Below are 22,886 nucleotides of genomic sequence, written 5' to 3' on the forward strand. Positions count from 1 at the left end.
GTGAACCATGCAACCCGATTTTTTGATTGACGCGCGCAGCAAGAGCTACCCGCTGGCTGCTGCCCCCACCCAGGCCTCTGCATTGGCCGCACGCGGCTGGAATGTGCTGTGCGATGACCTGCCTTACCCGCTGGCCGTCATCCGCCAGTCGGCGCTGGCCCACAACGCCCGCTGGATGCAGGACTATGCGGCGCGCCGCCAGATCCAGTTTGCGCCGCACGGCAAGACCACCATGTCGCCCCAGCTGTTTGATTTGCAGCTCAAAGGCGGCGCCTGGGGCCTGACCTTTGCGACCATCTTCCAACTGGCGGTCGGTGTGGAGGCCGGTGCGCGCCGCGCCATCATTGCCAACCAGGTGGTGGCACCGGCCGATCTGGATGGGCTGGACGCGTTGCTGAGCCAGCACGCCGATCTGCGCGTCTGGTTCCTGGTCGATTCGATCAGCCAGCTGCGCTGTATCGAGGACTGGAGCCGTGCACGCAACAGCGCCCGCCGCTTTGATGTGCTGATCGAGGTCGGCATTCCTGGCCAGCGCACCGGTGTGCGCAGCCAGGAGGAGGCGCTGGCGCTGGCCCAGGCCATCCATGCCAGCGGCAGCGCCCAGCTGGGCGGCATCGAATGCTATGAGGGGGGCCTGACCCAGTGCGACAGCGCGCATGACATCCCCGCCGTGGCCGAGCTGGTGCGCCGCGTGGTCGAAATTGCCAAGGCCTGCGATGCACAGGGCCTGCTGCCTGAGGAGGCGCCGATTCTGAGTGCCGGCGGCTCGGCCATTTTTGACCTGGTCGTCCCCTTGCTGCAGGGCGCGGGCCTGTCACGCCCCTTTACCGGTGTGCTGCGCTCGGGCTGCTATATCACCCATGACCATGGCAACTACCGGCGCCTGCTCAAGCTGGTTGAGCAGCGCGAGGGCGTGGCCGACTCGTTGCAGGCGGCGCTCGAGGTCTGGGCCATGGTGCAGTCCGTGCCGGAGCCCGGCCTGGCCTTGCTCACCTGCGGCCGCCGCGATATCTCCTACGATCTGGAGATGCCCTCCGTGCAACGCCATGCACCACGCGGCAGCCAGGAGGCGCAGCCCGCCCCTGCCGGCTGGACCATCTCGGCGCTGAACGATCAGCATGCCTATCTGCGCTTTGACCCGGCGCAGGGCGCCCCTGCTGTGGGCGACCGCATTGCGCTGGGCATCTCCCACCCTTGCACCACCTTTGACAAGTGGCGCTGGATTCCGGTGGTGGACGATGCCTGGAACCTGGTCGATGCGATCGAGACAAGGTTCTGAATGCTTAGAGCACAACCCCCTGAGGCGCTCTGCGCCTTCCCCCTTCTCTCATGCTATGCATGGGAAGAGGGACGCAGCCCTCGCTGCGGGGCGGCGCGGCCCGCTCCGGCCCTTGCTCGGCTGCCCGCGCATCGGCTCTGCTCCAACCAGTGGCTAGGCTATCAATGGGGAGCATGGTGATGAATCGCTCGGTTTTGAGCCTGCAGCTGCTGCAACAGCAGCAGGCCGCGCTGCCATTGGCCCAGCGCCAGGTGATCGATGTGATCCTGCGCGACCCCGGCGCTGCGGTGCTGGCCACCGTCGAGCAGCTGGCGCTGCAGGCGAATGTGTCGATGCCGACGATCGTGCGCATGTGCCGCCGCTTTGGCTATGCCTCGGTGCGCGAGTTCATGGTGGCGTTGGCGCAGACCTTGGCGGTCTCGGGCTCGCACCTGCACCGCAGCGTGCAGCAGGACGACTCCACCGCCGAGGTGGTCAGCAAGATCGTGCATGCGGCAGCAGGGGCCATTGCCAACCTGGGCCAGCGCCTGGATGCAGCGCTGATCGACGAGGTGGCCGGCAAGATGGCCAAGGCCTCGCGCATCGATTGCTACTCGGTCGGGGCGGCTTCGTCCTTTATGGCGCAAGAGCTGCAAAGCCGCTTGTTCCGCCTGGGCCTCACGTCCAATGCCATCTTTGATGCCCACCAGCAGCTGGTGTCGGCCTCGACCCTGGGCAAGAACGGCGTGGCCTTTGTGATTTCGCATGTGGGGCGCATGCCCTACACCCTGGAGGCGGCGCAGTTTGCCAAGCAGCAGGGCGCTACCGTCGTGGCGCTGACCCAGCCAGATACGCCGCTGGCCGAGATGGCCGACCACGTACTGGCGGTGAATGTGCCGCAGGACGCGGTGATGCGCGTGGGCACCGAGGCCTACCTGGCCCACCTGGTGGTGATCGAAATCATGATGGTGCGCCTGGCGCAGATTCTGGGGCCACGCGTGGTCACCGGCATGCAGCAGTACAAGCGGCTGCTGGAGACCCATGGCTTTGACAGCTATGAATACATGGGCTTTCAGCAGCCCGCGCAGCAGCGCAAAGGGGGCCCCGTGCCCGATGCAGCCGCCCCCAGCCAGCAACAAGGCAAAACCGCTGGCTGATGGCAGCCGGCAGCAGCGCCTGGAGAGACAACAATGGAACGCAGAGTGTGGTTGAGCAATGGCACGGTGGTGGATGGCACCGGCCTGTCGGAGTTTGTTGGCGATGTCTGGCTGCAGGGCGGGCGCATCATCGGCGTGTTTGCCCGCGATGGCGCGGTGGATGCCGCCGAGCAGGCGGAGTTGGCCGACTGGAAGGTGCAGAACCCGCTGCAGATCGATTGCACGGCCAAGGTGATTGCCCCGGGCTTTATAGATGTACACACCCATGACGATGCCGCCGCGCTGAACAGCCCGGCCATGCTGCCCAAGCTCTCGCAAGGGGTGACCACGGTGATCGCCGGCAACTGCGGCATCTCGCTGGCGCCGGTGGTCACGGCGCATCCGCCCGCGCCGTTGTCGCTGCTGGGCGACCAGCAGTTTCGCTTTGGCAGCATGCAGGACTACGCAGCCGCCGTCAATGCGGCGCAGCCCTCGATCAACATCGCGGCGCTCTTGGGCCACACCTCGCTGCGCATCAAGCACATGGCCGATCTGAGCCGCCCGGCCAATGCCGCCGAGCGCGAGGCCATGGCGCAGGACATGCACGAGGCCATGCAGGCAGGAGCCCTGGGCCTGTCCAGCGGCATCTTCTACCGCGAGGCCTACGCGGCCGACATGCAGGAGCTGGTGGCCGTGGCCACCGTGGCCGCCCGGCATGGCGGCGTCTATGCCACCCATATCCGCGACGAGCTCGAAGGCATTCTGGAGGCCATGCTGGAGGCTGCCGGCACGGCCCAGCAATCGGGCCTGCCGCTGGTGCTGTCGCACCACAAATGCGCGGGCTCGGCCAACTGGGGCCGCACCCTGCAGACCTTGCCGCTGGTCGACAAACTGGCGCAGCAGCAAGAGCTGTCGATGGACGTCTATCCCTACACCGCAGGGTCGACGGTGCTGCGCGAGGACCTGGTCGATGGCGTCATCGATATCCTGATCACCCGCAGCGAGCCCCACCCCGAGGTGGGCGGCCGCTACCTGCGCGATATTGCCGCCGACTGGGGCATCAGCGAATACGACGCCTGCGTGCGCCTCAAGCCCGGCAATGCCTGCTATTTCCAGATGCGCGAAGACGATGTGGAGCGCGTCATCCGCCACCCGCTGGCCATGATCGGCTCGGACGGCCTGCCCAACGACGAGCGCCCTCACCCTCGGCTCTGGGGCGCCTTCCCCCGCGTGCTGGCCATGTACTGGCGCGACAAGGGCGTGCTGAGCCTCGCCCAGGCCGTGCACAAGATGACGGGCATGTCGGCCCAGCGCTTTCGCATGGCCGACCGCGGCCTGCTGGCCGCCGGCAAGGCCGCCGATGTGGTCGTGTTCGACCCTGCGCGCATCCAGGACCAGGCCACCTTTGAAAACCCCAAGCAGCGCAGTGTGGGTGTGGAAGCCGTCTGGGTCAATGGCGTGCTTAGTTACACGGAAGAGGCGGGCGCCTTGCCGGCGCGGGCTGGGCGGTTTGTGCGGCGGGCGGCAGCTTGCGCTGCCGCTTAGCGCCCTGCGGTCCTGCGCGCCTCTTGGATTTCCTTAGCGGGAAGAGCGCCTTCTTTGGGCCCACAAGCCCAGGCCGGCAAAAGACAAGCTCAGCAGCGGCAGCGCCAGGCCCGTGAGGCCCGGAACCGGCGTGGGGGCGGTGGGCTCCACCGGCGGATCCACATTGACCACGGGCGTACCCATCACGACCAGCTCGGTCACTCGGTCGTCGGTGCGGTCCAGCCAGTCGGTGTACTGGCCTTGGTATTCGGCAGCGCGGACAAAGACTCCTCCAGTCGGCAATGCGGACGTGGAGGTGTACACATCACAGCCGCCAGTGACGGTGGTAGTAGCGAACCATACCCAGTAGCTGCTGCCGCTTTGCAGACGCAGTGGCTGGCTGGGTACAAAGTTGTATTCGTGGCGCTCAGAATCACTCACGCCCGTATCCTGGGGCGGCGGCAGGGTCTCCACCATCGATAAGGTGGCCAGCAGATCGGCGGCAGAGGGCTCCGTTGCGTCCGCCGTCCATTGATGCACCTGCACATCAATGGCGGTAGCCGGGTTGGTTTCCTCAAACCAGAGCGGCAGCTTGACGCTGGTCAGGTCAAAGGACTGGCCCGCAGGCACCGTGAGCTTGACGGCAAAGCGGTACTGGTCGCGGGTCGTGCACCAGCCTCCTACCGGATTAGAGGGTGGTGCGGAGTACAGCACCTCTGGCGTGGTGGTTTGCGCCTGTGCCGGTGCGGAAAGCAGCGCCACGGTGGTGGCCGAGGCCATCAGGATTTTCTTGAGCATGTGAACGAGTCCTTGTAGTTGGTTGAGACCAGCGCTGCCGATGCATCGGCAGCGTGGTGACTTCCCAGAGTTAGCAAGCCTTGTCAGTCATCCCGTCGTATCGCTTCTGTCCAGCCTGCGCTGCGCGCCAACCACAGACCTTGGCAGCCGGTATGGCTGCTGCAACCTGCCCTGGCACAAGACCTCTGGCACGGGGGCCGGCTCTATAGCACCGAGGGTGTTGGCATGCGCTGCGCTGGATCAATTCCGGCCAAATGCTGAAGCGTAGACAATGGGATTCTCACGATTGTGCAAGCATTGCATAAATTAAATATGAATATCTATGTTTTGATATCAATTGTTGAAATTTATCTAAATTGATGATAGCTATCAGCAGCGTGTGTTTTTAATCCTGATTGCAGCCGTCAATCCACCCCTTGGCGCATTGCCGTTTTCGCAGCCGGTAAGCCCTGATGGCGGGCCAGAGAAGTGCCGATTCTGGAGCGCAGCCGCATCCCTTAGCTTTATGCCGCGCTGGCAGGCCAGCGGCGTTCTATGCGTTGCTGTGCTGCTGTGCAGGCTGTCAGGGGCCCGTGCCACCGCACGAGTTTTACGGTGCATGCGGGCGTTGTCATCTGGCATGCAGCAGCGCAAAGCAGGGGCCTGCAACTCGTGCTCCGGGCTTGCAGCGGAGGGCGATGCAAGAGGTGCTGAACTGCTTCAAACAGGCCAGGCAGGTCGGTCTGGGCGCCGGACCAGGATGGGCCGCAGCTTGTAGTGGGTGTGCAACATCCTGAGCGACTTCAAGCGACCCAGGCGCGTAATGGCGGGGGATGGTGAATTTACCTGGCGATGTGATCGGCTTGACCTGCCGGCATCTGCAGCCAGAGGAGTTTGAGAACTGCTTGTCAGCGCAGGGCAGCGGCGAAGGCCGGCTGTGGCCATGCCTGAGCGACACCAGCCAGGGGTGGCATCTATTTAGAGCGCGTCGCCTGCCGAGTATTGCAGCCGGTAGTCACTCTGCACAAAGCCAAAGTCATAGCTGCGCGTCTGCAGATGCTGGGCGCTCACCGAGCTGATTCCATCGGCCAAGGGCCCGAACAGCGGCAGGCCGCTGCCCAGCAGCACGGGGATGCGGGTGATGGTGATCTCGTCGAGCAGCTGTGCGTTGATAAAGGACTGGATCAGCTGCCCGCCATCGACATAGGCCGCGCGCACGCCGCTGGCGGCCAGATGGGTGCGGAGCGCCGGCAGGCTGCCCTTCCACAGCTGGGCGGTGGCGGGCGCGCCAGCGGGCAGGGCGTTCCACTGGCGAGACACGACATAGACCGGCTTGTCATACGGCCAGGCGCCAAAGGACAGCACCGTCTCAAAGGTTTTGCGCCCCATCAGGATCACATCGACACCGGCCATGTACTGCGCATAGCCGCAGTCTTCCCCCTCTGGCACGGTGGCATTGGCGGCATTGAGCCAGTCCAGGCTGCCATCGGCCTTGGCGATAAATCCGTCCAGGCTGGTGGCGATAAAGCTGCTGCAGTGCATGGGATGTCCTGGTGAAAATCACGGGCTAAGCCTTGCATTCTAGGCAGGCTGCAGCAGGACGCTGGGGCGAGTTACCTATTTTTTAACAGTATCCAGTCTCCCTAATTAAGAATTCGATTTGTATATCAAACCATCCATATAAAACATTGGACGCGAATCGTTGACGTCTGCACCATGCAAGCTAGCCCGTAGAGGCTAATTAAAAACAGGAGACAAAGACATGCAACGACGCCAATGGTGGGCGAGCCTCGCCCTGACCGCCATCGCCACCGTAACAACAGCAGCTTACGCCAGCGCGGCGCAGGGCAACTACCCCAATGCACCGATCACGATGATCGTGCCCTTTGCCGCTGGCAGCGGCACCGATGCGGTGGCCCGGGCCGTGGGCCAGAAGCTGGGTGAGCGCCTGCAGCAGCCAGTGATTGTGGACAACCGCGCGGGCGCCAATGCGCAGATTGCGGCCGGCCTGGTGGCGAAGGCCAAGCCTGATGGCTATACCTTGTTCATGACCACCAATACCTCGCATTCGGCCAACCCCTGGCTGGTCAAAAGCCTGAAGTACGACCCGATCAAGGATTTCACGCCGATCGCCCGCGTGGGCGAGCTGCCGTTTGCGCTGGCCGTACACCCTTCCGTGCCGGCCGATTCGGTGCAGGCGCTGATCGACTACGCCAAGGCCAACCCGGGCAAGCTCTCGTACGCGACACCCAACAGCACCTCGCTGGTGGCGTCGGAGACGCTGCGTTTTCTGTCCAAGACCGATATCGTTGGCGTGCCCTACAAATCCAGCCCGCAGGCGCTGACCGACCTGATGGGCAACCAGGTGCAGATGTATGTGGTGGACCTGGGCTCGGGCTGGAGCATGCTCAAGACCGACCGGGTGCGCACCCTGGCTGTGACCGCTGCCAAGGGCAGCAAGATCCTCCCCAATGTGCCGCCCATCGGCAAGACCTTGCCGGGCTTTGACATCACCTCCTGGAACGGCATTTTTGCGCCGGCGGGCACGCCCCCGGAGGTGGTCAACAAGATCAATGGCGCCTTGCAGGCCGTGCTGGCCGATGAGGCCGTGCAAAAGCAGCTCGAACAGATTGGCTTTGAAGTCTGGCCTACCAAGACCCCGCAGGAGTTTACCCAGTATGTGAGCGAGCAGCTGGCGTACTGGGGGCGCCTGGTCAAACAGGCTGACATACCTGCGCAATAAGCCTGGGCTCTGTCTTCGCCACCTTTGTTAACCCCTACAGAATGACTGCTCCACGATGACTTCGCGTTACCTGATCCGTGCCTCCGAGGTGGAGGCCTATAGCCCGGCCAACCATACCGGTACCTTTAACCGCCGCCTGGTGAGCCAGGCCAATGTGGGCGCCCAGCACATGGAAGTGGTGCTGGGCGAGATTGCCAAGGGCGGCGGCGCGCTGCCCCATGCCCACCCCGGCATGGAGCAGGCCTGCTACCTGCTGGAGGGTACGGCCCATGTCGAGGTGGAGGGCGAAAGCTTTGAGATGCTGCCGGGCGATACCTGCTTTTTCCCGGCCGACAAGATGCATATCTTCCAGACCACCAGCGACACGCCGGCCAAGCTGCTGGTGATCTACAGCCCGCCCTATGGCGAGAACCCAGAGCGGGTGCGCCGGCCGGCCTGAGCGGCGATGTGAACCTGCGCCGTGCACGGCACCGCGCCACTGATTGGATATTGAGGACCGCAACACCATGGATTTCGCCCTGACCGAAGAGCAGCAACAGATCATCGATGCCATCGAGAAAGTCTGTGCGCCGTTTGATGCCGACTACTGGCATGCCCGTGACAACGATGGCGCTTTTCCGGAAGACTTTTACCGCGCGCTGGCCGATGCCGGCTGGCTGGGCATTGCGATGCCCGAGGCCTATGGCGGGGCCGGCCTGGGCATCACCGAGGCGGCCTTGATGATGCACACGATCTCGGCCACCGGCGCGGGCCTGTCGGGCGCGTCTGCGGTGCATATGAATATCTTTGGCCTGCACCCGGTGGTGGTCTATGGCACCGAAGAACAAAAGGCACGCATGCTGCCGCCACTGATTGCCGGCAAGGACAAGGCCTGCTTTGGCGTGACCGAGCCCAACACGGGGCTCAACACGCTCAAACTCAAGACCCGCGCGGTGCGGGATGGTGACCACTATGTGGTGCATGGGCAGAAGGTCTTCATCTCGACCGCGCAGCAGGCCAGCAAGATCTTGCTGCTGGCGCGCACCAAGCCGGTGGAGGAATGCAAGGGCACCGAAGGCCTGTCGCTGTTCTACACCGACTTTGACCGCAGCAAGATCGAGGTGCATGAGATTGCCAAGATGGGCCGCAAATGCGTGGACACCAACCAGCTGTTCATCGATGGGCTGCGCATTCCGGTAGAGGACCGCATTGGCGAGGAAAACCGGGGTTTTGAATACATCCTGCATGGCATGAACCCCGAGCGCATTCTGATTGCCTGCGAAGCCATTGGCCTGGGCCGCGCCGCGCTGGGCCGCGCCACGCAGTACGCCCGCGAGCGCGAGGTGTTCAACCGCCCGATTGGTCAGAACCAGGGCATCCAGCACCCGCTGGCCGAGCGCTGGATGGAGCTGGAAGCAGCCTTTTTGCTGGCGATGAAGGCGGCCTGGCTGTATGACCGCCACCAGCCTTGCGCGGCCGAGGCCAATGCGGCCAAGTTCCTGGGGGCGGAGGCGGGTTTCAAGGCCTGCGAGACCGCCATCTTTACCCATGGCGGCATGGGTTACGCCAAGGAGTTCCATGTCGAGCGGCTGATGCGCGAGAGCTGGATTCCGCGCCTGGCGCCGGTGAGCCCGCAGCTGATTCTGTGCTTTATCGCAGAGAAGGTGCTGGGCCTGCCCAAGTCCTACTAGGCGGCGCCATGCGCAGTGCGCTGCCGGGCCATGCCCCTCGCCGTGCGGCCAGCCCGCACTGGCTGGGGCATGATACGCAGATGAAGACCCATTTGCTGCGTTATTTTGTGGTACTGGCCGAGGAGCTGCATTTTGGCCGCGCCGCCCAGCGCCTGGCCATCACCCAGCCGCCGCTGTCGGTGGCCATCAAATCGCTCGAAGAAGATTTGGGCGTGCGGCTGCTCGAGCGCGATGCCAAGCAGGTGCGGCTGACCGATGCCGGCGCCGCCTTTTTGATCGAGGCGCGCCAGGTGCTCAGCCAGATCCAGCGCGCCGCTGACGTGGCACGCAATGTGGCCCAGGGGCGCCAGGGCCAGCTCGATATTGGCGTGACCGGCTCGATGATCTACCGCGACCTGCCCCATGTGATGCAGGCCTTTGCCCAGCAGCGGCCCGATATCGACATCACCTTGCACGAGATGTCCACCACCGAGCAGCAGGCGGCGATTCTGCGCGGCCAGCTCCAAGGCGGTTTTGTCAACATCATCACCCCCGCGCCGGGGCTGGAGCTGTGGCCGCTGGCGCCCGATACCCTCGTCTGCTGCCTGCCGGAAAACCACCCCCAGGCCCAGCAAGCCAGCCTGGATTTGCGCAGCCTCGCGCATGAGCGCTTTGTGATGTTTGTGCGCGATGTCAGCCCGGCCAATTACGACAATGTGATTGCCTGCCTGCACAACGCCGGCATCCACCCGCGCACCAGCCATGCAGTGCGGCAGTGGCTGGCCGTTATTTCGCTGGTTGCCATTGGCCAGGGCGTGGCGCTGGTGCCGTCTTGCATGCAGCGCGCCGGCATGGCTGGAGTGCGCTATGTGCCGCTGCACAGCAACCATGGCCAGACGGCGCTGACCGCCGGGGCCTTTGTCTGGCACCCGCAAAGCCGCTCGGCGGCGCTGGATGCGCTGATCGAGGTGATCAAGGCGCCGAGGGCAGGTGCAGCCGGCTAGGTGCGGCCGGCTAGGCGCCCCCGGCTAGGCACGGCCGGTTAGGCGCGGCCAGCCAGGCGCCCCCGACTAGGCTTTCAAGAAAAACAGCACCGCCATCACCAGGCCCGTCAGCACAATGCCGGCACGTAGCCACTGCGGCGCAATCTTGCGCGCCACCCGGGCGCCCAGGTAGCCGCCCAAGGTGGCAGCGACCATCATCAGCAAGGCGGGCTGCCACTGCACGACGCCGCCAGCGGCATAGATGGCGACGGCAATGGCGGTCAGCAGTGCGGAGACCAGGTTCTTGGTGCCATTCATTGCATGCAGGTTGGTCTGGCCCAGCAAGCCCAGCAGCGCGAGCAGCAAGATGCCCAGGCCGCCATTGAAGTAGCCGCCATAGATGGAGACGGCCAGCATGCCCAGCGCGGCCTTGCTGCGTGAGGGCGTGGCGCCGTGCTGCGCGCCCATGGCCCACCGGCGCAGCTGCGGGCCAAAGGCAAACATGGCAGTCGCTGCCAGCAGCAGCCAGGGCACAATCTTGCGGAAGGCGGCCTCGGGGGTGACCAGCAGCAAGGCAGCCCCGGCTGCGCCGCCGACGAGCGCGAGCAGCATCACCGCCTTCATCGACAGGCCGGGTGGGGCCTGCATATCGTCCTTGAAACCCCAGGCGCCGGCCGCATAGCCCGGCAGCAGCGCGACCGTGCCGGTGGCATTGGCAACGACCGGCGGCACACCGGTAAACACCAGCGCAGGCAGGGTTAGAAAACTGCCGCCTCCGGCGACGGCATTGAGCGCGCCGGCCACCAGGGCAGCGGCCAGCAAGATGGCGGTGTCAAGCATGTCTCCTCCTGTTATGCGCCGGCGGTTGCGGGGTGTCGCTGCCAGCACGGCCTTTATGAGGAGGATTCTAGGTAGTAATGGCGCGAAGAAGCGGTTCGATTAGTCGCTCAAAAGTCATCATTGCCTTGAGACGGGCGCGCCCAATGGCCGGGCAGCGGGCCCCGTTCCTTACTTCTGGTACGGATCGGCAAAGCCCAGCTCTTGCATGATGGCCGTCTCGTAGGCTTCCATCTCTTCGGCATCCTGCTCGCTGGTTTCATGGTCCCAGCCCTGGGCGTGCAAAGTGCCATGCACCAGCAGGTGGGCATAGTGCTCCTGCAGCGACTTGTTCTGCTCCTGGGCCTCACGCGCCACCACGGGGGCGCAGAGCACCAGGTCGGCCAGCACGGTGGGCTCCTGCTGGTAGTCAAAGGTCAGCACATTGGTGGCGTAGTCCTTTTGGCGGTACTCGCGGTTCAGTGCCTGGCCTTCTTCGGTATCGACAATGCGCACGGTGATCTCGGCGTCGTCGGCCAGCGCGTGGCGAATCCAGCGCGTCACCTGGCTGCGGGGCAGGGCTGCGCGGTGCTCGGCCACGCCGTCAAAACGGGCAAATTGCAGCGAGAGGGTGAGTTGGTTCAATGCCATATGGTTTTTATCGGCGGGGTGGCACAGGTGGGGGTGTGCGGGCGGGGCTCAGTCTTCGCGCGCGGGGCGGCGCTGCTTGTCGTAGGCGTCCACAATGCGCGCGACCAGCGGGTGACGCACCACATCGGCGCTGGTAAAGCGGTTGACCGCAATGCCCTTGACGCGCTTGAGCACGCGCTCGGCATCGATCAGGCCGCTCAACTGGCCCTTGGGCAGGTCGATCTGGCTCACATCGCCAGTGACCACAGCCTTGGCGCCAAAGCCGATGCGGGTGAGGAACATCTTCATCTGCTCGGGCGTGGTGTTCTGGGCCTCGTCCAGGATGATGAAGGCGTTGTTGAGCGTGCGGCCGCGCATGAAGGCCAGCGGCGCAATCTCGATGGCATTGCGCTCAAAGGCCTTTTGCACCTTGTCGTAACCCATCAGGTCGTAGAGCGCGTCGTAGAGCGGGCGCAGGTAGGGGTCGACCTTCTGCGACAGGTCACCGGGCAGAAAGCCCAGGCGCTCGCCGGCTTCGACGGCGGGCCGGGTCAGCACAATGCGCTGCACCTGGCTGCGCTCGAGCGCATCGACGGCGCAGGCCACGGCCAGGTAGGTCTTGCCGGTGCCGGCCGGGCCAATGCCAAAGGTGATGTCGTGCGCGGCGATGTTCTCCAGGTAGCCGGCCTGGTTGGGCGTGCGCGCGCGCAGATCGGCGCGGCGCGTGTTCAGCACGATGGCGCCCTCGGGCGCGGCCATCAGCTCGCTGTCGCCGGCCATCATCAGCTGGATCTGGTCTTCGCTGATGGGCGTATCGGCCATCTCGTACAGCGCCTCCAGCAGCTCCAGCGCTTCGTTGGCCACGGCCTTGGGGCCGTCGATCTTGAACTGCTCGTGGCGGTGGGCAATCTTGACGCCCAGATGGTTCTCGATCTGGCGCAGATGCGCATCGGCCGGTCCGCACAAATTGGCAATGCGGTTGTTGTTGTGGGGCGTAAAGGTGTGGCGCAGGATCACGCGGTAAATTCCAGTGAAAAATTCAGTATGCTTGCAGGCGGCAAGCGACGCACACAGGGCGGCCGCACACAAGCTACAAGGAAAGATACAAATGATAGGCCGATTGAGCGGAACCCTGGTGGAAAAGAACCCACCCGAAGTACTGGTGGATTGCCATGGTGTGGGCTATGAGGTGCAGGTGCCCATGAGCACCTTCTACAACCTGCCAGCCGTGGGCGACACCATCACGCTGCTGACGCAGTTTATCGTGCGTGAGGATGCGCAGCTGCTGTACGGGTTTGGCAGCGCCGAGGAGCGCCAGACTTTCCGCGAGCTGATCAAGATCACCGGCGTGGGCCCGCGCACGGCGCTGTCCATCCTGAGCGGCATGGGCGTGAGTGATCTGGCGCAGGCCGTGTCCTTGCAGGAAGCGGGGCGCCTGGTGAAGGTGCCGGGCATCGGCAAGAAGACCGCCGAGCGCCTGCTGCTGGAGCTCAAAGGCAAGCTGGGCGCGGACATGGGTGCCAGGGCCGCTGCCACCAGCGATGCCCAGGTCGACATTTTGCAAGCGCTGGTGGCCCTGGGTTACAGCGACAAGGATGCGGCTGCCGCTCTGAAACTGTTACCTGCCGACATCAGCGTAACCGACGGTATCAAGCAGGCGCTGAAAGCACTGGCAAAATAGCCCGCGCAGAGGCGGCCGGGCAGCAGCCCGGCCGGGTATCACCATCTATACCAACCAACACGGAGTGGACGAATCCATGAAATATCCCAAGTATGCAGTGCCCGGTCTGTTGTGGACTACCGGCGTGGCTGCGGCCCTGGCATTGGCGGGCTGCGGCGGCGGCTCAGGTTCCGACGACGACAACGGCAATGTGACCCAGCCCACGGCCTATGTGCTGGACTCGGTCGTGCTGCCCGCATCGGCCATCAAATCGGCCGCAGTGGCGCCTGTGTCCTTGGGCGCTGCGGTGCAGACCCGCTTTGTCGTGCTGCCCGAGCTGGAAGCGGAAAAGACCGTGGCCAGCGACAACGGCCCGGCCCAGCAGATCGGCACGCAACGCGCGGTGGCGGCCACCAGCACAGTGGCCCAGACCCAGTCGGCCCTGCAGTGGAGCACGCTGGCCAATGGCCAGCAGGTCGCTGCCATCAACATCCAATCGACCGGCGCCTATGGCCTGCGCGCCGGCGTGCTGGTCGACAGCCTGCCCGATGGCGCGCAGCTGCGCGTCTACAGCCAGGAACACCCCAATGCGATCGTCGAGCGCAGCGGTGCTGAGGTGAATGCGCTGCTGGCGCAAAACCGCAAGGCGGGTGAGACCGGTGCGGCTGCCAACACTTGGTGGACGCCCGATGTAGGCGCAGGCGATACCACGCTCGAAGTGGTGCTGCCAGCCGGCACCGGCGCCGATGCACTGCGCATCTCGATCCCCGTGGTCTCGCACATCTACCAGAACCTGTCGCTGCCCACCGAGGCCGAGCTGGCAGACGCGGCCAAGGCCGACACCTCGGCCGCCTGTAACCTGGATGCGACCTGCACCAACAACTACCAGACCGAGCGCAATGCGGTGGCCCGCATGGTGTTCACCCGCTCGGACGGCAAGTCCTACCTGTGCACCGGCACCTTGCTGAACAATACCAAGGGTGACTTTGCTCCGTACTTCATCACCGGCAACCACTGCATCTCGACCCAGTCCTCGGCCTCGTCGATGCAGACGTCCTGGTTCTACCGCTCGAGCAGCTGCAACTCCGGCGTGCCGGGCGCCAATGCCGCACTGCGCAGTGCCGGCGCGACCTTGCTCTACGCCACCAGCACCACCGATTCGGCGCTGCTCAAGCTCAATGAAATGCCTCCTGTTGGCGTGACCCTGGCGGGCTGGGATGCACGCACCGCTGGCCAAGTGGGTGATGCCGTCTATGGCCTGCACCACCCTGGCGGCAACCTGCTCAAGTACAGCGTGGGCGCGGTCGTGGGCTATATGAACTGCACCGCAGGCAGTGGCACCTCCATCACCTGCAGCACCGGTGACTCGAACAGCGGCTTCTACAGCGTGCGCTGGAGCCAGGGCACGACCGAGGGCGGCAGCAGCGGCTCTTCGCTGTTCCGCAATGGCCGCGTGGTCGGTAACCTCTACGGTGGCGGCGCCAGCTGCCTGGCGCCCAATGCGTCCGACTACTACGGCCGCTTTGACAAGGTGTTCGGCGACCGCATCTGGAGCTGGCTGGCCAGCTGACCGCTGCACCGCTGATTGCGGCTCTTGTGCCGCAAGCCTTCCAGCGCTGACAAACCTGCCCGTCAAACGGCAGGTTTTTTTACGTCTGGGGGAGTGGTTTCCGGTCTGCAGATATCCACCGGCCTGCTGCAATGTAGGGCCATCGAATCAGTACCGAGAAGCGGCCCCGCTTGCGGAATTCATCAATACCAAGGCGGATTAAATTTTTGCCCCTGGTATGCGATGTTCTGCTGAGGAAACTCAACCTGCTGCATGAGAGCGCATTTGTAAATCGCCGGTTTTTATAAAAGGATTTCAATAACACCACTCACTTTGTCAGAAAGCGAGTAAATATAGGCATTCTTTGGCTTGCTGTGCCAAGCGAATAGGGTCTGGATTTTATTAATATCGGATGAAAGGAATAATAAATAATATTGGTGGATGAGTTTCATTTTGTGGGCCTATGGCGTAGAGGGTACGGGAGAGATTCGTCGCCCTCTTGCTGTTACTGGTCGATATTTGCTTTACCTTTGTAGGTGTCTGCTCACTTGGATATCTTCAAAATAAAAATGCAAACCGCAATTCGGTGATTTGCAGGCTTTTGAATGGCATTTTGACTTGGAGTGAATCCATCATGAGATACCCAAAACATGCAGTGCTCGGTCTGTTATGGACCTCCGGCATGGTGGTGGCCCAGCCTACGACCTATATCCTGGACCCGGTGGTATTGCCGGATTCCGCCGTCGAATCCTCTCTCTTGGTGCCAGTGCCTTTAGGCACCCGGGTGCAAACGCATTTTGTGGTGCTGCCCGAGCTGGAAATGCAAGAGTCCATGGCTGACGAGGAGGCGAGCGGCCCGGCACTCCAGATTGGCGCCGCACGCGCCGTGGATGCCACCGCATCGGTGGCGCAAACCCAGTCGGCCATGCAGTGGACGCCGTTGCCCAGTGGGCAGCAAGTGGCGGCCATCAATATCCAGGCTATGGGTGCCTATGGCCTGCGTGCCGGTGTGCTGGTGGAGCAGCTGCCCGATGGCGCGCTGCTGCGCATCTACAGCCAGGAGCATCCCGCAGCGATCGTCGAGCGCAGCGGCGCGCAGATCAATGCACTGCTGGCGCAGAACCAGAGCGCGGGCGAGAGCGGCGCGCCTGCTAGCACCTGGTGGACGCCCGATGTGGGTGCGGGCGACACCACCATCGAAGTAGTGCTGCCCGCAGGGATGCCCGCGGAGGCATTGCGGATCTCGATCCCCCGGGTTTCGCACATCTTCTACAACCTGTCCTTGCCCACGGATGTGGGAGCGGCCACCGTGGGAGCGGCCGCCGTGGACCCGGCAGGAGCCACCGAAGCCGATCCGCTGGAGAGTTGCCGCATGGATGTGTCCTGCACCAGTAACTACCAGACCGAGCGCAATGCCGTGGCCCAGATGGTCTACACCCGGGAAAGCGGCCAGTCCTACCTGTGCACCGGCACCTTGCTGAACAACCCCAAGGCGGATTTTGTGCCTTACTTTCTGACGGCCAACCACTGTATCTCTACCCAATCGGTAGCCTCGACGCTGCAGACCCGCTGGTTCTACCACGCCAGCAGTTGCAATTCCGGTGTGCCGAGTGCCCAAAGCGCCCGGCGCAGCGCAGGTGCCACCTTGCTGCACGCCACGGCCACGACAGATTCTGCATTGCTCCGGCTCAACGAGATGCCTCCGGCAGGGGTGGACTATGCAGGCTGGAATGCAACAAATCTGGCCCCCAAGGGCCAGGCCATCTACGGTCTGCACCATCCCGGTGGCGACCTGCTCAAGTACAGCGTGGGCGCTGTAGCGGACCATGCCCGCTGCCAGTCCACCGGCAGCTCCACCTTCAGCTGCAGTGGGGGAGATGCGAATGGCGGCTTCTACAGCGTCAGCTGGAGCCAGGGGAGGACCGAGGGAGGCAGCAGTGGATCGGCGCTGTTCAGTGACGGCCGCGTCATTGGCACCCTGTATGGCGGCTCCAGCCGCTGCCAGGCGCCACGGGGCCTCAGCTACTACGGCAGCTTTGACAAGTTTTTTGCGGACGGGGCCGCGCAGTGGCTGGGCAACTGATCGCTGACACCTGGCGCGGCCGCCGCCCTCGCAGGGCCGGTTTGCCGGCCCTTTTCTTTGCGCAGTTAACCAATGTTTTGTTTTTGTACTAGTCGATAGGCTTGCTTGATGTAAGTGCTTGCTCTAGATTGTCTGTATCCGGTCAGTAGTTTGTGTTGATCGGCGGCGCTTTTCTTGTCGCAACCGCGAGGAGTCCATCATGTCTTGTCGCATTGTGTCCCGCTGGAGTTCGGCGCTTTCTGCTAAGGGGCTGCGTTGGGTCACCGCGCTCATCGTGGCCGGCAGCTGTGGTTGGGCCCAGGCCAGTTGGCAGGTCGATGCGCGCAGGATGCCGGCCAGCCCCAGCGCTGTGGAGGCCAAGGATGCGGTGGCGCTCTCGGCGATGGCTGTGGTGCCCATCGTGCTGCCGCCCTGGCAGGACAGCAAGGCGCTGGCCCCCGATGAGGGCGGCGTCCGCCAGATTGGCGTGGCGCGCGCGCTGGATACCCTGGATACGGCCGACAAAGTCGCGCGTCTGTTGCAGTGGCGAGCCCTGCCATCAGGCCAGCAGGTGGCCGCCTTGCAATGGCGGGCGGACGATGCCTATGGGCTGCGTCTGGGTCTGGAGTTTGCCGCCTTGCCGCCGATGGCGGTGTTCCGGCTCTATGCATCGCCCGATGCCGCTGCCAGCTACGAGGTGACCGGCGCTGCGTTGCTCGAGCGCCTGGCTGCCGATGCGCAGACGGGCCAGCGCACCTGGTGGACGCCCGATGTGGGGCCCACGCCCGTGCTGGAGATCCTGCTGCCCGCCGCGTTGGCGACCAGCAGCCTGCAATGGGCCATGCCCCAGCTCTCGCAGATCGTCGTGCCGCCCCAGGTGGCTGAGGCTCTGAAGACGGCTGACATGGCCACGTTGTCTGAAAAGCGCCTCTCCAATGCCTGCCAGCAGGATGTGAATTGCCAGACTGCGTTGCTGGACCAGCGTGATGCCGTGATCCGCATGGTCTATGTGAGCCAGGCGCGCACTTTCCAGTGCACAGGCACCTTGCTCAACAACCCACGTCAGGACCTGACACCCTATGTGCTGACTGCCGCCCACTGTGTGCGGGACCAGGCGACGGCATCGACCTTGCAGACCTCCTGGTTCTACTACTCGCAGTCCTGCGGCAGCCAGCAGCTGTTTGCCGGCCATGCCGAGCGCTACAGCGCGGCGCGCTGGCTGGCCACAGGCATCGGCAATGACATGACCTTGCTGCAGCTGGATGAGGCGCCGCCAGCAGGCGCCTTGTTTGCCGGCTGGGATGCGTCCACCCAGCCCTGGGGCGTTGCGGTGGCCGGGCTGCACCATCCGCGTGGCGACTTGATGATGCTGTCATCGGGCAAGCTGCAGGACGATGCGGTGTGCGCGGTGGACTATGTGGGCCGCACCTTGGACTGCGCTCCGCAGGCCCAAGCCGATGGGGGCTTTTACCGGGTGCTTTGGAGCCAGGGCGGTATCGAGGCGGGCTCCAGCGGTTCGGCCCTGTTTGTCAATGGCCGCGTGACCGGTACGCTGACGGGCGGTGACAACTGGTGCCCTGCCAAGGATGGCCGTGTCGTCTATGGCCGGCTGGACCAGGCCATCGCCAGCTTTGCGGCTTGGCTGGGGGCCGACAAGGCGATGAACAGCGATATGCACATGCCCGTCTACCGCTTCCTGGTGCTGCGCTCGGGCGGGGAGTTCTATACCTTGTCTGCCTCTGAGCGTGACTATGTGATCGCGAGCTTCCCCAACGAGCTGGTCTTTGACGGCGTTGCGTTCTATGCCGCAGGCCGCGCACATGCCCGCCTGGTGCCCGTGCACCGCTATTTCAACCCCGAGGTCGTCGCCCATTTCTACACCACCAGCGATGCCGAGCGGCAGTTTGTGCAGACCTACCACCCCAGCTGGAACTACGACGGCATTGCCTGGTGGTCGCCCGCGCAGCCCGGTGACGGGGTGGAGGCCGTCTACCGCGCCTACCAGTATGTGCCGGGGGTGCACCTCTACAGCCTGCAAGTGCAGGCGCGCGATGCCTGGCTGGCCAATGCGGGGCTTTTGTATGACGGACTGGCTTATTATGTGTGGGATGCGCCTTAGGGATGCGCTGCACACCTCCCTGGCCATGCCTGCACTGATCCATGACTATCCATACCGATTCCTTCGCCGCTGCGCCAGTCCCCCGCCCTGACAACCGCGTGATTTCCGCGAGCCAGTCCTCGCCGCAGGAGGAGGTGCTCGAGCGCGCGCTGCGCCCCAAGCAGCTCCAGGAGTATGTGGGCCAGGTCAAGGCGCGCGAGCAGCTGGAGATCTTCATTGGCGCGGCCAAAAAGCGCAGCGAGGCACTGGACCATGTGCTGTTGTTTGGCCCGCCCGGGCTGGGCAAGACGACGCTCTCGCACATCATCGCCTCGGAGCTGGGGGTGAACCTGCGCCAGACCAGCGGCCCGGTGCTGGAAAAGCCCAAGGACCTGGCGGCGCTGCTGACCAACCTGGAGCGCAACGATGTGCTCTTCATTGACGAGATCCACCGCCTCTCGCCGGTGGTCGAAGAAATCCTCTACCCGGCGCTGGAGGACTACCAGATCGACATCATGATCGGCGAAGGGCCGGCTGCGCGCTCCATCAAGCTGGATCTGCAGCCCTTCACCCTCGTGGGCGCCACCACACGCGCGGGCATGCTCACCAACCCGCTGCGCGACCGCTTTGGCATCGTCGCGCGCCTGGAGTTCTACACCACTGAAGAGCTGACCAAGATCGTGATGCGCAGCGCTGGCTTGCTGAACACACCCATCGATGACGAAGGCGGGCTGGAGATTGCACGCCGCTCACGCGGCACGCCCCGTATTGCCAACCGCTTGCTGCGCCGGGTGCGCGATTACGCCGATGTCAAAGGCAATGGCCGCATCACGCAGGAGATGGCCAACCGCGCGCTGGCCATGCTGGATGTCGACCCCCTGGGCTTTGACATCATGGACCGCAAGCTGCTCGAAGCGGTGGTGCACCGCTTTGATGGCGGGCCGGTGGGGCTGGACAATATTGCCGCCAGCATTGGCGAGGAGCCCGGCACGATCGAGGATGTGATCGAGCCGTATTTGATCCAGCAGGGCTTTTTGCAGCGCACGCCGCGCGGCCGGATGGCCACCCAGGCGGCCTACCGCCACCTGGGTCTGGTGGGCGGCGGGCCTGGACAGGCGGCATTGGTGTAAAACGTAAAGCCCCATCGATGGGGCTTTTGCTGGGGCTTTAGCGTTTGGTGCCAGACAGGGGCGCGTGGCCCCGTTTGGCGCCGATTCAAGCGGCCTTGGCGGCGCGCTTGGTGGGCGGCGATTCGTTGCCCATGTTCTCGCAGAGGTAGTCCCAGCATTCCTGCACGATGGAGCGGCGGCTGCCATTGGCTGCGCGCGTCATCAGGCAGATGCGGCGCGACAGCAAGGGGCCTTTGAGCGGCACGGTCACCCAGTCATCGCTTTGGTGGCCCTGCGTGTACAGGCGCGAGAGCAGGCCGATGCGCAGGCCGCTTTGCACCAGCGCGTAGAGCGACTCGGTATAGCTCAGCGTCTCGGTGTGGCTGGTGCCCACGCCTTGCTGCTCCAGCACCGAGACAATCATCTCGTAGGTGCTGCCGCGCGAGAGCACGACCAGCGGCTCATCGCTGAGGTCCGACCAGCGCAGATCGGTCTTGTGTGCCAGGCGGTGCTTGGCGGGGATGACGGCCATGACCTCGTCCTCGGTCACGAACTGTGTCTCCACCGACGGGGGCACGGTGAACTCCAGGCCCAGGCCGATGTCCGAGCTGCCATTGGCCACCGAGGCCAGCAGGTCGTCATTGCGCATGTCGTGCAGCTGCAGGTCCACCATCGGGTGGGACTGCTGCCAGAGGGCGAGCCACGGCGCCAGCAGGTGGGTGGTGGAGGGGATGCAGCTGATGCGCACGGTGTCGGCCTGGTATTTGAGCAACTGCTGCAGATCCTGCACGCCTTGCACAAAGTTGTTGATCATCCATTCCACCTGCGGGCGCACGGCTTCGCCGGCCGACGTCAGGCGGACATGGTGGGTGCTGCGGTCAAACAAGGCGGTGCCCAGCAGCGTCTCCAGCTCACGGATGGCCGAAGACAGTGCGGGCTGGCTCATGGACAGCGCCTGCGCGGCACGGCTGAAGCTGCGGTGCGTCGCTACTTCCTTGAAGCAGCTCAGCTGGCGCAGGGAGGGCGTCGGCAGGGGTTTTCGGGTCAGCTCGGCGTCTGGCATATAACGGTCAATACCTTTTTAGTAATCTAACAGAGGAGTCATTGAACTCGTCTATAGATGGTCGCACTACTATTAATAATGATCAAGCAATTAGTGAATTCTAAAAGTAATTAAATGTCACTTGATCACCAGAGGTTGGAGTGAACGCTGACATACCTTGGTATTTTATCGGCTCTATGAAGCATTGCGTTTCATTTGTTTGTGTCATCGCACAGGGCCCTGGGCGATATTGGCGCGGCAGGCAGACGGCCGCCTGCATGGTGGCCACCATGCAGGGGGAGCTGATGCAAAAAAGTCACAAAAAGTGGAGGGAGGAGGCAGAGTTCGGCCCGAAGGGCGGCGGCTTGCAGCCGCTGTTAGAGGGTTTCGTCCAAGCCGACGGTCTGCAGATGGCTGGTGTCGCCCCAGCCCACCAGGGTCAGGCCGCTGTCCGGTGTCCACAGCAGGCGGTTGACGCTGGTATTGGCCAACTCCCAGGTGCGGGGGGCCTGGATGTCCTGGCGTGTGGCCAGGCGGTAGAGGCAATCGAGCACGCCGCCATGGGCCACCAGCGCGATCTGCTGGCCCAGGTGGCTGGCGGCGAGTTCGGCCACGACCTGGGCCACGCGCGCCTGCAGCGCCTGCAGTGATTCGCCCTGGGGCGGGGCAAAGACCGGGTCGCGCTTGCGCCAGCGCAGGGCTGACGGCGGGTCCGAGACCTCGATGTCGGCAAAGCGGGAGCCTTCATAGTCGCCAAAACTGCGCTCGCGCAAGGCGCGGTGGGTGGCGAGCGGCGCGCCATTGGCCTGCGCCAGCGCCTGGGCGGTGCTGAATGCGCGCTGCAGATCACTGCTGTAGATATGGGTCAGCGGGGTCTCGGCCAGCGCCTGGGCCAGCTGCCGGGCCTGGCGCTCGCCGGTGGCGTTCAGCGGTATGTCCGTATGGCCCTGGATGCGAGCGGCAAGGTTCCAATCGGTCTCCCCGTGGCGAATGGCAATGATCTGGGTGCTGTGCATGCGTTCCTTGTTATTGGGGTTTGGCAGCGGGCTTAGCGGGAGTGGCAGGTGCAGCGGCTGCAGCTGGAGTGGATGCGGGCTGGGCGGCGGCGGGCGCGCCGACCGTGGTGCTGACGCGGCGCGGGCCTTGCGGCGGCTTGGGGAAGCCGTTGAGTGCCGAGTCGAATAAGATGCGGTAGATCACCTGGTCATCGACCCAGACATCCTCGTAGCGGGCCGAGGTCTCATAGACCACCTGCTGGGTCTGGACATCGCGCAAGGTCAGCTGCACGGCGCGGTAGTGCAGCGAGGGGCCGGTGTCGCGCCAGGCGATGCCACCGCGCCAGCCCCAACCCCAGCCGGGGCCCCAGCCCAAACCGCCATAGGGGTTATAGGGGCTGCCGGGCAGCAGCCAGCTGTCGGGAATGTAACGAGCTTGTACGTCGATCTGCGCGATCACGCTGCCCTGGCGGTCGTCGCGGCGCAGGCCCACTCCGGCCAAAGAAGCCTCGGCCTGTTGCACGACGGTATCAAATTGTGGCCCCAGTGCAACCTGAGACGGCAGCAACTGCAGCCGGTAGGTTGGCGGCGCGGGCACTTGCTGCAACGTGGAGTAGCTTTGCACATCGCTGTCGATGGTGCGCACGCCGGCGCAACCGGCCAGCCAGAGGCTGGCGCAGGCCATCGCTGCGATACCGGCGATACGACGCCACTGGGGCATGCCTGGCAGGGCCGCCCGGTCAAAAGATAGGAACATGGTGCCGTCTCCCGAAAAAAAAGCGCTGCGCCATAAGGACACAGCGCATGCGCTCAACGATAAACGCTTGGAGCGGCAGCGGCTGTCAGTCAGGGGCG

20 protein-coding genes are annotated in these 22,886 nt (G+C 64.1%); 12 read left to right on the plus strand and 8 right to left on the minus strand.

Features of this window, described 5'->3' with window-relative positions; all coding sequences use genetic code 11:
- Nucleotides 1-7: 7 nt before the first annotated feature.
- From WH367_RS05760 to WH367_RS05770, 3 genes are all read left to right on the plus strand, one after another.
- On the plus strand, nt 8-1,279 hold the full coding sequence (locus tag WH367_RS05760; protein ID WP_339534793.1) for an amino acid deaminase: 1,272 nt from the start codon (nt 8-10) through the stop codon (nt 1,277-1,279).
- Between the two features lie 179 nt (nt 1,280-1,458).
- The gene (locus WH367_RS05765) at nt 1,459-2,415 is read left to right on the plus strand and encodes a MurR/RpiR family transcriptional regulator (protein WP_339534794.1); all 957 of its coding nucleotides are present in this window, start codon (nt 1,459-1,461) and stop codon (nt 2,413-2,415) included.
- Nucleotides 2,416-2,448: 33 nt separating this feature from the next.
- Complete coding sequence (locus WH367_RS05770; protein ID WP_339534795.1) at nt 2,449-3,939, plus strand: N-acyl-D-amino-acid deacylase family protein; 1,491 nt, start codon at nt 2,449-2,451, stop codon at nt 3,937-3,939.
- Nucleotides 3,940-3,972: 33 nt separating this feature from the next.
- On the opposite strand, the gene WH367_RS05775 is transcribed toward WH367_RS05770, so the two are convergent.
- Nucleotides 3,973-4,716 (minus strand): choice-of-anchor R domain-containing protein, encoded by a 744-nt coding sequence (locus tag WH367_RS05775; protein WP_339534797.1) that lies wholly within the window; start codon nt 4,714-4,716, stop codon nt 3,973-3,975.
- Between the two features lie 957 nt (nt 4,717-5,673).
- A complete protein-coding gene (locus WH367_RS05780) occupies nt 5,674-6,237 on the minus strand; it encodes a dihydrofolate reductase family protein (protein ID WP_339534798.1) in 564 nt (187 codons plus the stop codon).
- Nucleotides 6,238-6,457: 220 nt separating this feature from the next.
- On the opposite strand from WH367_RS05780, the gene WH367_RS05785 reads away from it, so the two are divergent.
- From WH367_RS05785 to WH367_RS05800, 4 genes are all read left to right on the plus strand, one after another.
- Nucleotides 6,458-7,438 (plus strand): Bug family tripartite tricarboxylate transporter substrate binding protein, encoded by a 981-nt coding sequence (locus WH367_RS05785; RefSeq protein WP_339534800.1) that lies wholly within the window; start codon nt 6,458-6,460, stop codon nt 7,436-7,438.
- A 55-nt stretch (nt 7,439-7,493) separates the two neighbouring features.
- A complete protein-coding gene (locus WH367_RS05790; protein WP_021028533.1) occupies nt 7,494-7,877 on the plus strand; it encodes a cupin domain-containing protein in 384 nt (127 codons plus the stop codon).
- Nucleotides 7,878-7,944: 67 nt separating this feature from the next.
- Complete coding sequence (locus WH367_RS05795; RefSeq protein WP_027011285.1) at nt 7,945-9,108, plus strand: acyl-CoA dehydrogenase family protein; 1,164 nt, start codon at nt 7,945-7,947, stop codon at nt 9,106-9,108.
- Nucleotides 9,109-9,188: 80 nt separating this feature from the next.
- Nucleotides 9,189-10,091 (plus strand): LysR family transcriptional regulator, encoded by a 903-nt coding sequence (locus WH367_RS05800; protein WP_052330205.1) that lies wholly within the window; start codon nt 9,189-9,191, stop codon nt 10,089-10,091.
- 66 nt (nt 10,092-10,157) lie between these two features.
- Here the strand turns inward: WH367_RS05800 and WH367_RS05805 are convergent, their stop codons facing one another.
- The 3 genes from WH367_RS05805 to WH367_RS05815 all read right to left on the minus strand — a co-directional run bounded on the left by WH367_RS05805 (nt 10,158) and on the right by WH367_RS05815 (nt 12,533).
- Nucleotides 10,158-10,910, minus strand: coding sequence for a sulfite exporter TauE/SafE family protein (locus WH367_RS05805; protein ID WP_339534804.1), 753 nt, complete (start codon nt 10,908-10,910; stop codon nt 10,158-10,160).
- A 168-nt stretch (nt 10,911-11,078) separates the two neighbouring features.
- Nucleotides 11,079-11,537: an rRNA maturation RNase YbeY gene (gene ybeY / locus WH367_RS05810; RefSeq protein WP_339534806.1), complete on the minus strand. Its 459-nt coding sequence runs from the start codon at nt 11,535-11,537 to the stop codon at nt 11,079-11,081.
- A 48-nt stretch (nt 11,538-11,585) separates the two neighbouring features.
- Nucleotides 11,586-12,533 carry a PhoH family protein gene (locus tag WH367_RS05815; protein WP_021028528.1) on the minus strand — a complete coding sequence of 316 codons (948 nt, stop codon included), beginning with the start codon at nt 12,531-12,533 and terminating at the stop codon, nt 11,586-11,588.
- Between the two features lie 91 nt (nt 12,534-12,624).
- Between WH367_RS05815 and ruvA the strand changes: the two genes are divergently transcribed.
- The 5 genes from ruvA (at nt 12,625) to ruvB (ending at nt 20,015) form a co-directional block, all read left to right on the plus strand.
- Nucleotides 12,625-13,197 carry a Holliday junction branch migration protein RuvA gene (gene ruvA / locus WH367_RS05820; protein ID WP_339534808.1) on the plus strand — a complete coding sequence of 191 codons (573 nt, stop codon included), beginning with the start codon at nt 12,625-12,627 and terminating at the stop codon, nt 13,195-13,197.
- A gap of 76 nt (nt 13,198-13,273) precedes the next feature.
- On the plus strand, nt 13,274-14,746 hold the full coding sequence (locus WH367_RS05825; RefSeq protein ID WP_339534810.1) for a trypsin-like serine peptidase: 1,473 nt from the start codon (nt 13,274-13,276) through the stop codon (nt 14,744-14,746).
- Between the two features lie 613 nt (nt 14,747-15,359).
- A complete protein-coding gene (locus WH367_RS05830) occupies nt 15,360-16,808 on the plus strand; it encodes a trypsin-like serine peptidase (RefSeq protein ID WP_339534811.1) in 1,449 nt (482 codons plus the stop codon).
- A gap of 199 nt (nt 16,809-17,007) precedes the next feature.
- On the plus strand, nt 17,008-18,906 hold the full coding sequence (locus WH367_RS05835) for a trypsin-like serine protease (protein WP_339534813.1): 1,899 nt from the start codon (nt 17,008-17,010) through the stop codon (nt 18,904-18,906).
- 41 nt (nt 18,907-18,947) lie between these two features.
- A complete protein-coding gene (gene ruvB / locus WH367_RS05840; RefSeq protein WP_312987863.1) occupies nt 18,948-20,015 on the plus strand; it encodes a Holliday junction branch migration DNA helicase RuvB in 1,068 nt (355 codons plus the stop codon).
- A gap of 85 nt (nt 20,016-20,100) precedes the next feature.
- Here the strand turns inward: ruvB and WH367_RS05845 are convergent, their stop codons facing one another.
- The 3 genes from WH367_RS05845 to WH367_RS05855 all read right to left on the minus strand — a co-directional run bounded on the left by WH367_RS05845 (nt 20,101) and on the right by WH367_RS05855 (nt 22,788).
- Entirely contained in the window at nt 20,101-21,057 is a 957-nt protein-coding gene (locus tag WH367_RS05845; RefSeq protein WP_339534814.1) for a LysR family transcriptional regulator, read from the minus strand.
- A gap of 356 nt (nt 21,058-21,413) precedes the next feature.
- Nucleotides 21,414-22,052, minus strand: a complete 639-nt coding sequence (locus tag WH367_RS05850) for a histidine phosphatase family protein (RefSeq protein WP_339534816.1) — start codon at nt 22,050-22,052, stop codon at nt 21,414-21,416.
- A 10-nt stretch (nt 22,053-22,062) separates the two neighbouring features.
- A complete protein-coding gene (locus tag WH367_RS05855) occupies nt 22,063-22,788 on the minus strand; it encodes a hypothetical protein (RefSeq protein ID WP_339534817.1) in 726 nt (241 codons plus the stop codon).
- Nucleotides 22,789-22,886 lie beyond the last annotated feature (98 nt).

The sequence above is a fragment of the Comamonas sp. MYb21 genome, assembly GCF_037479395.1.
Classification (GTDB): domain Bacteria; phylum Pseudomonadota; class Gammaproteobacteria; order Burkholderiales; family Burkholderiaceae_C; genus Comamonas.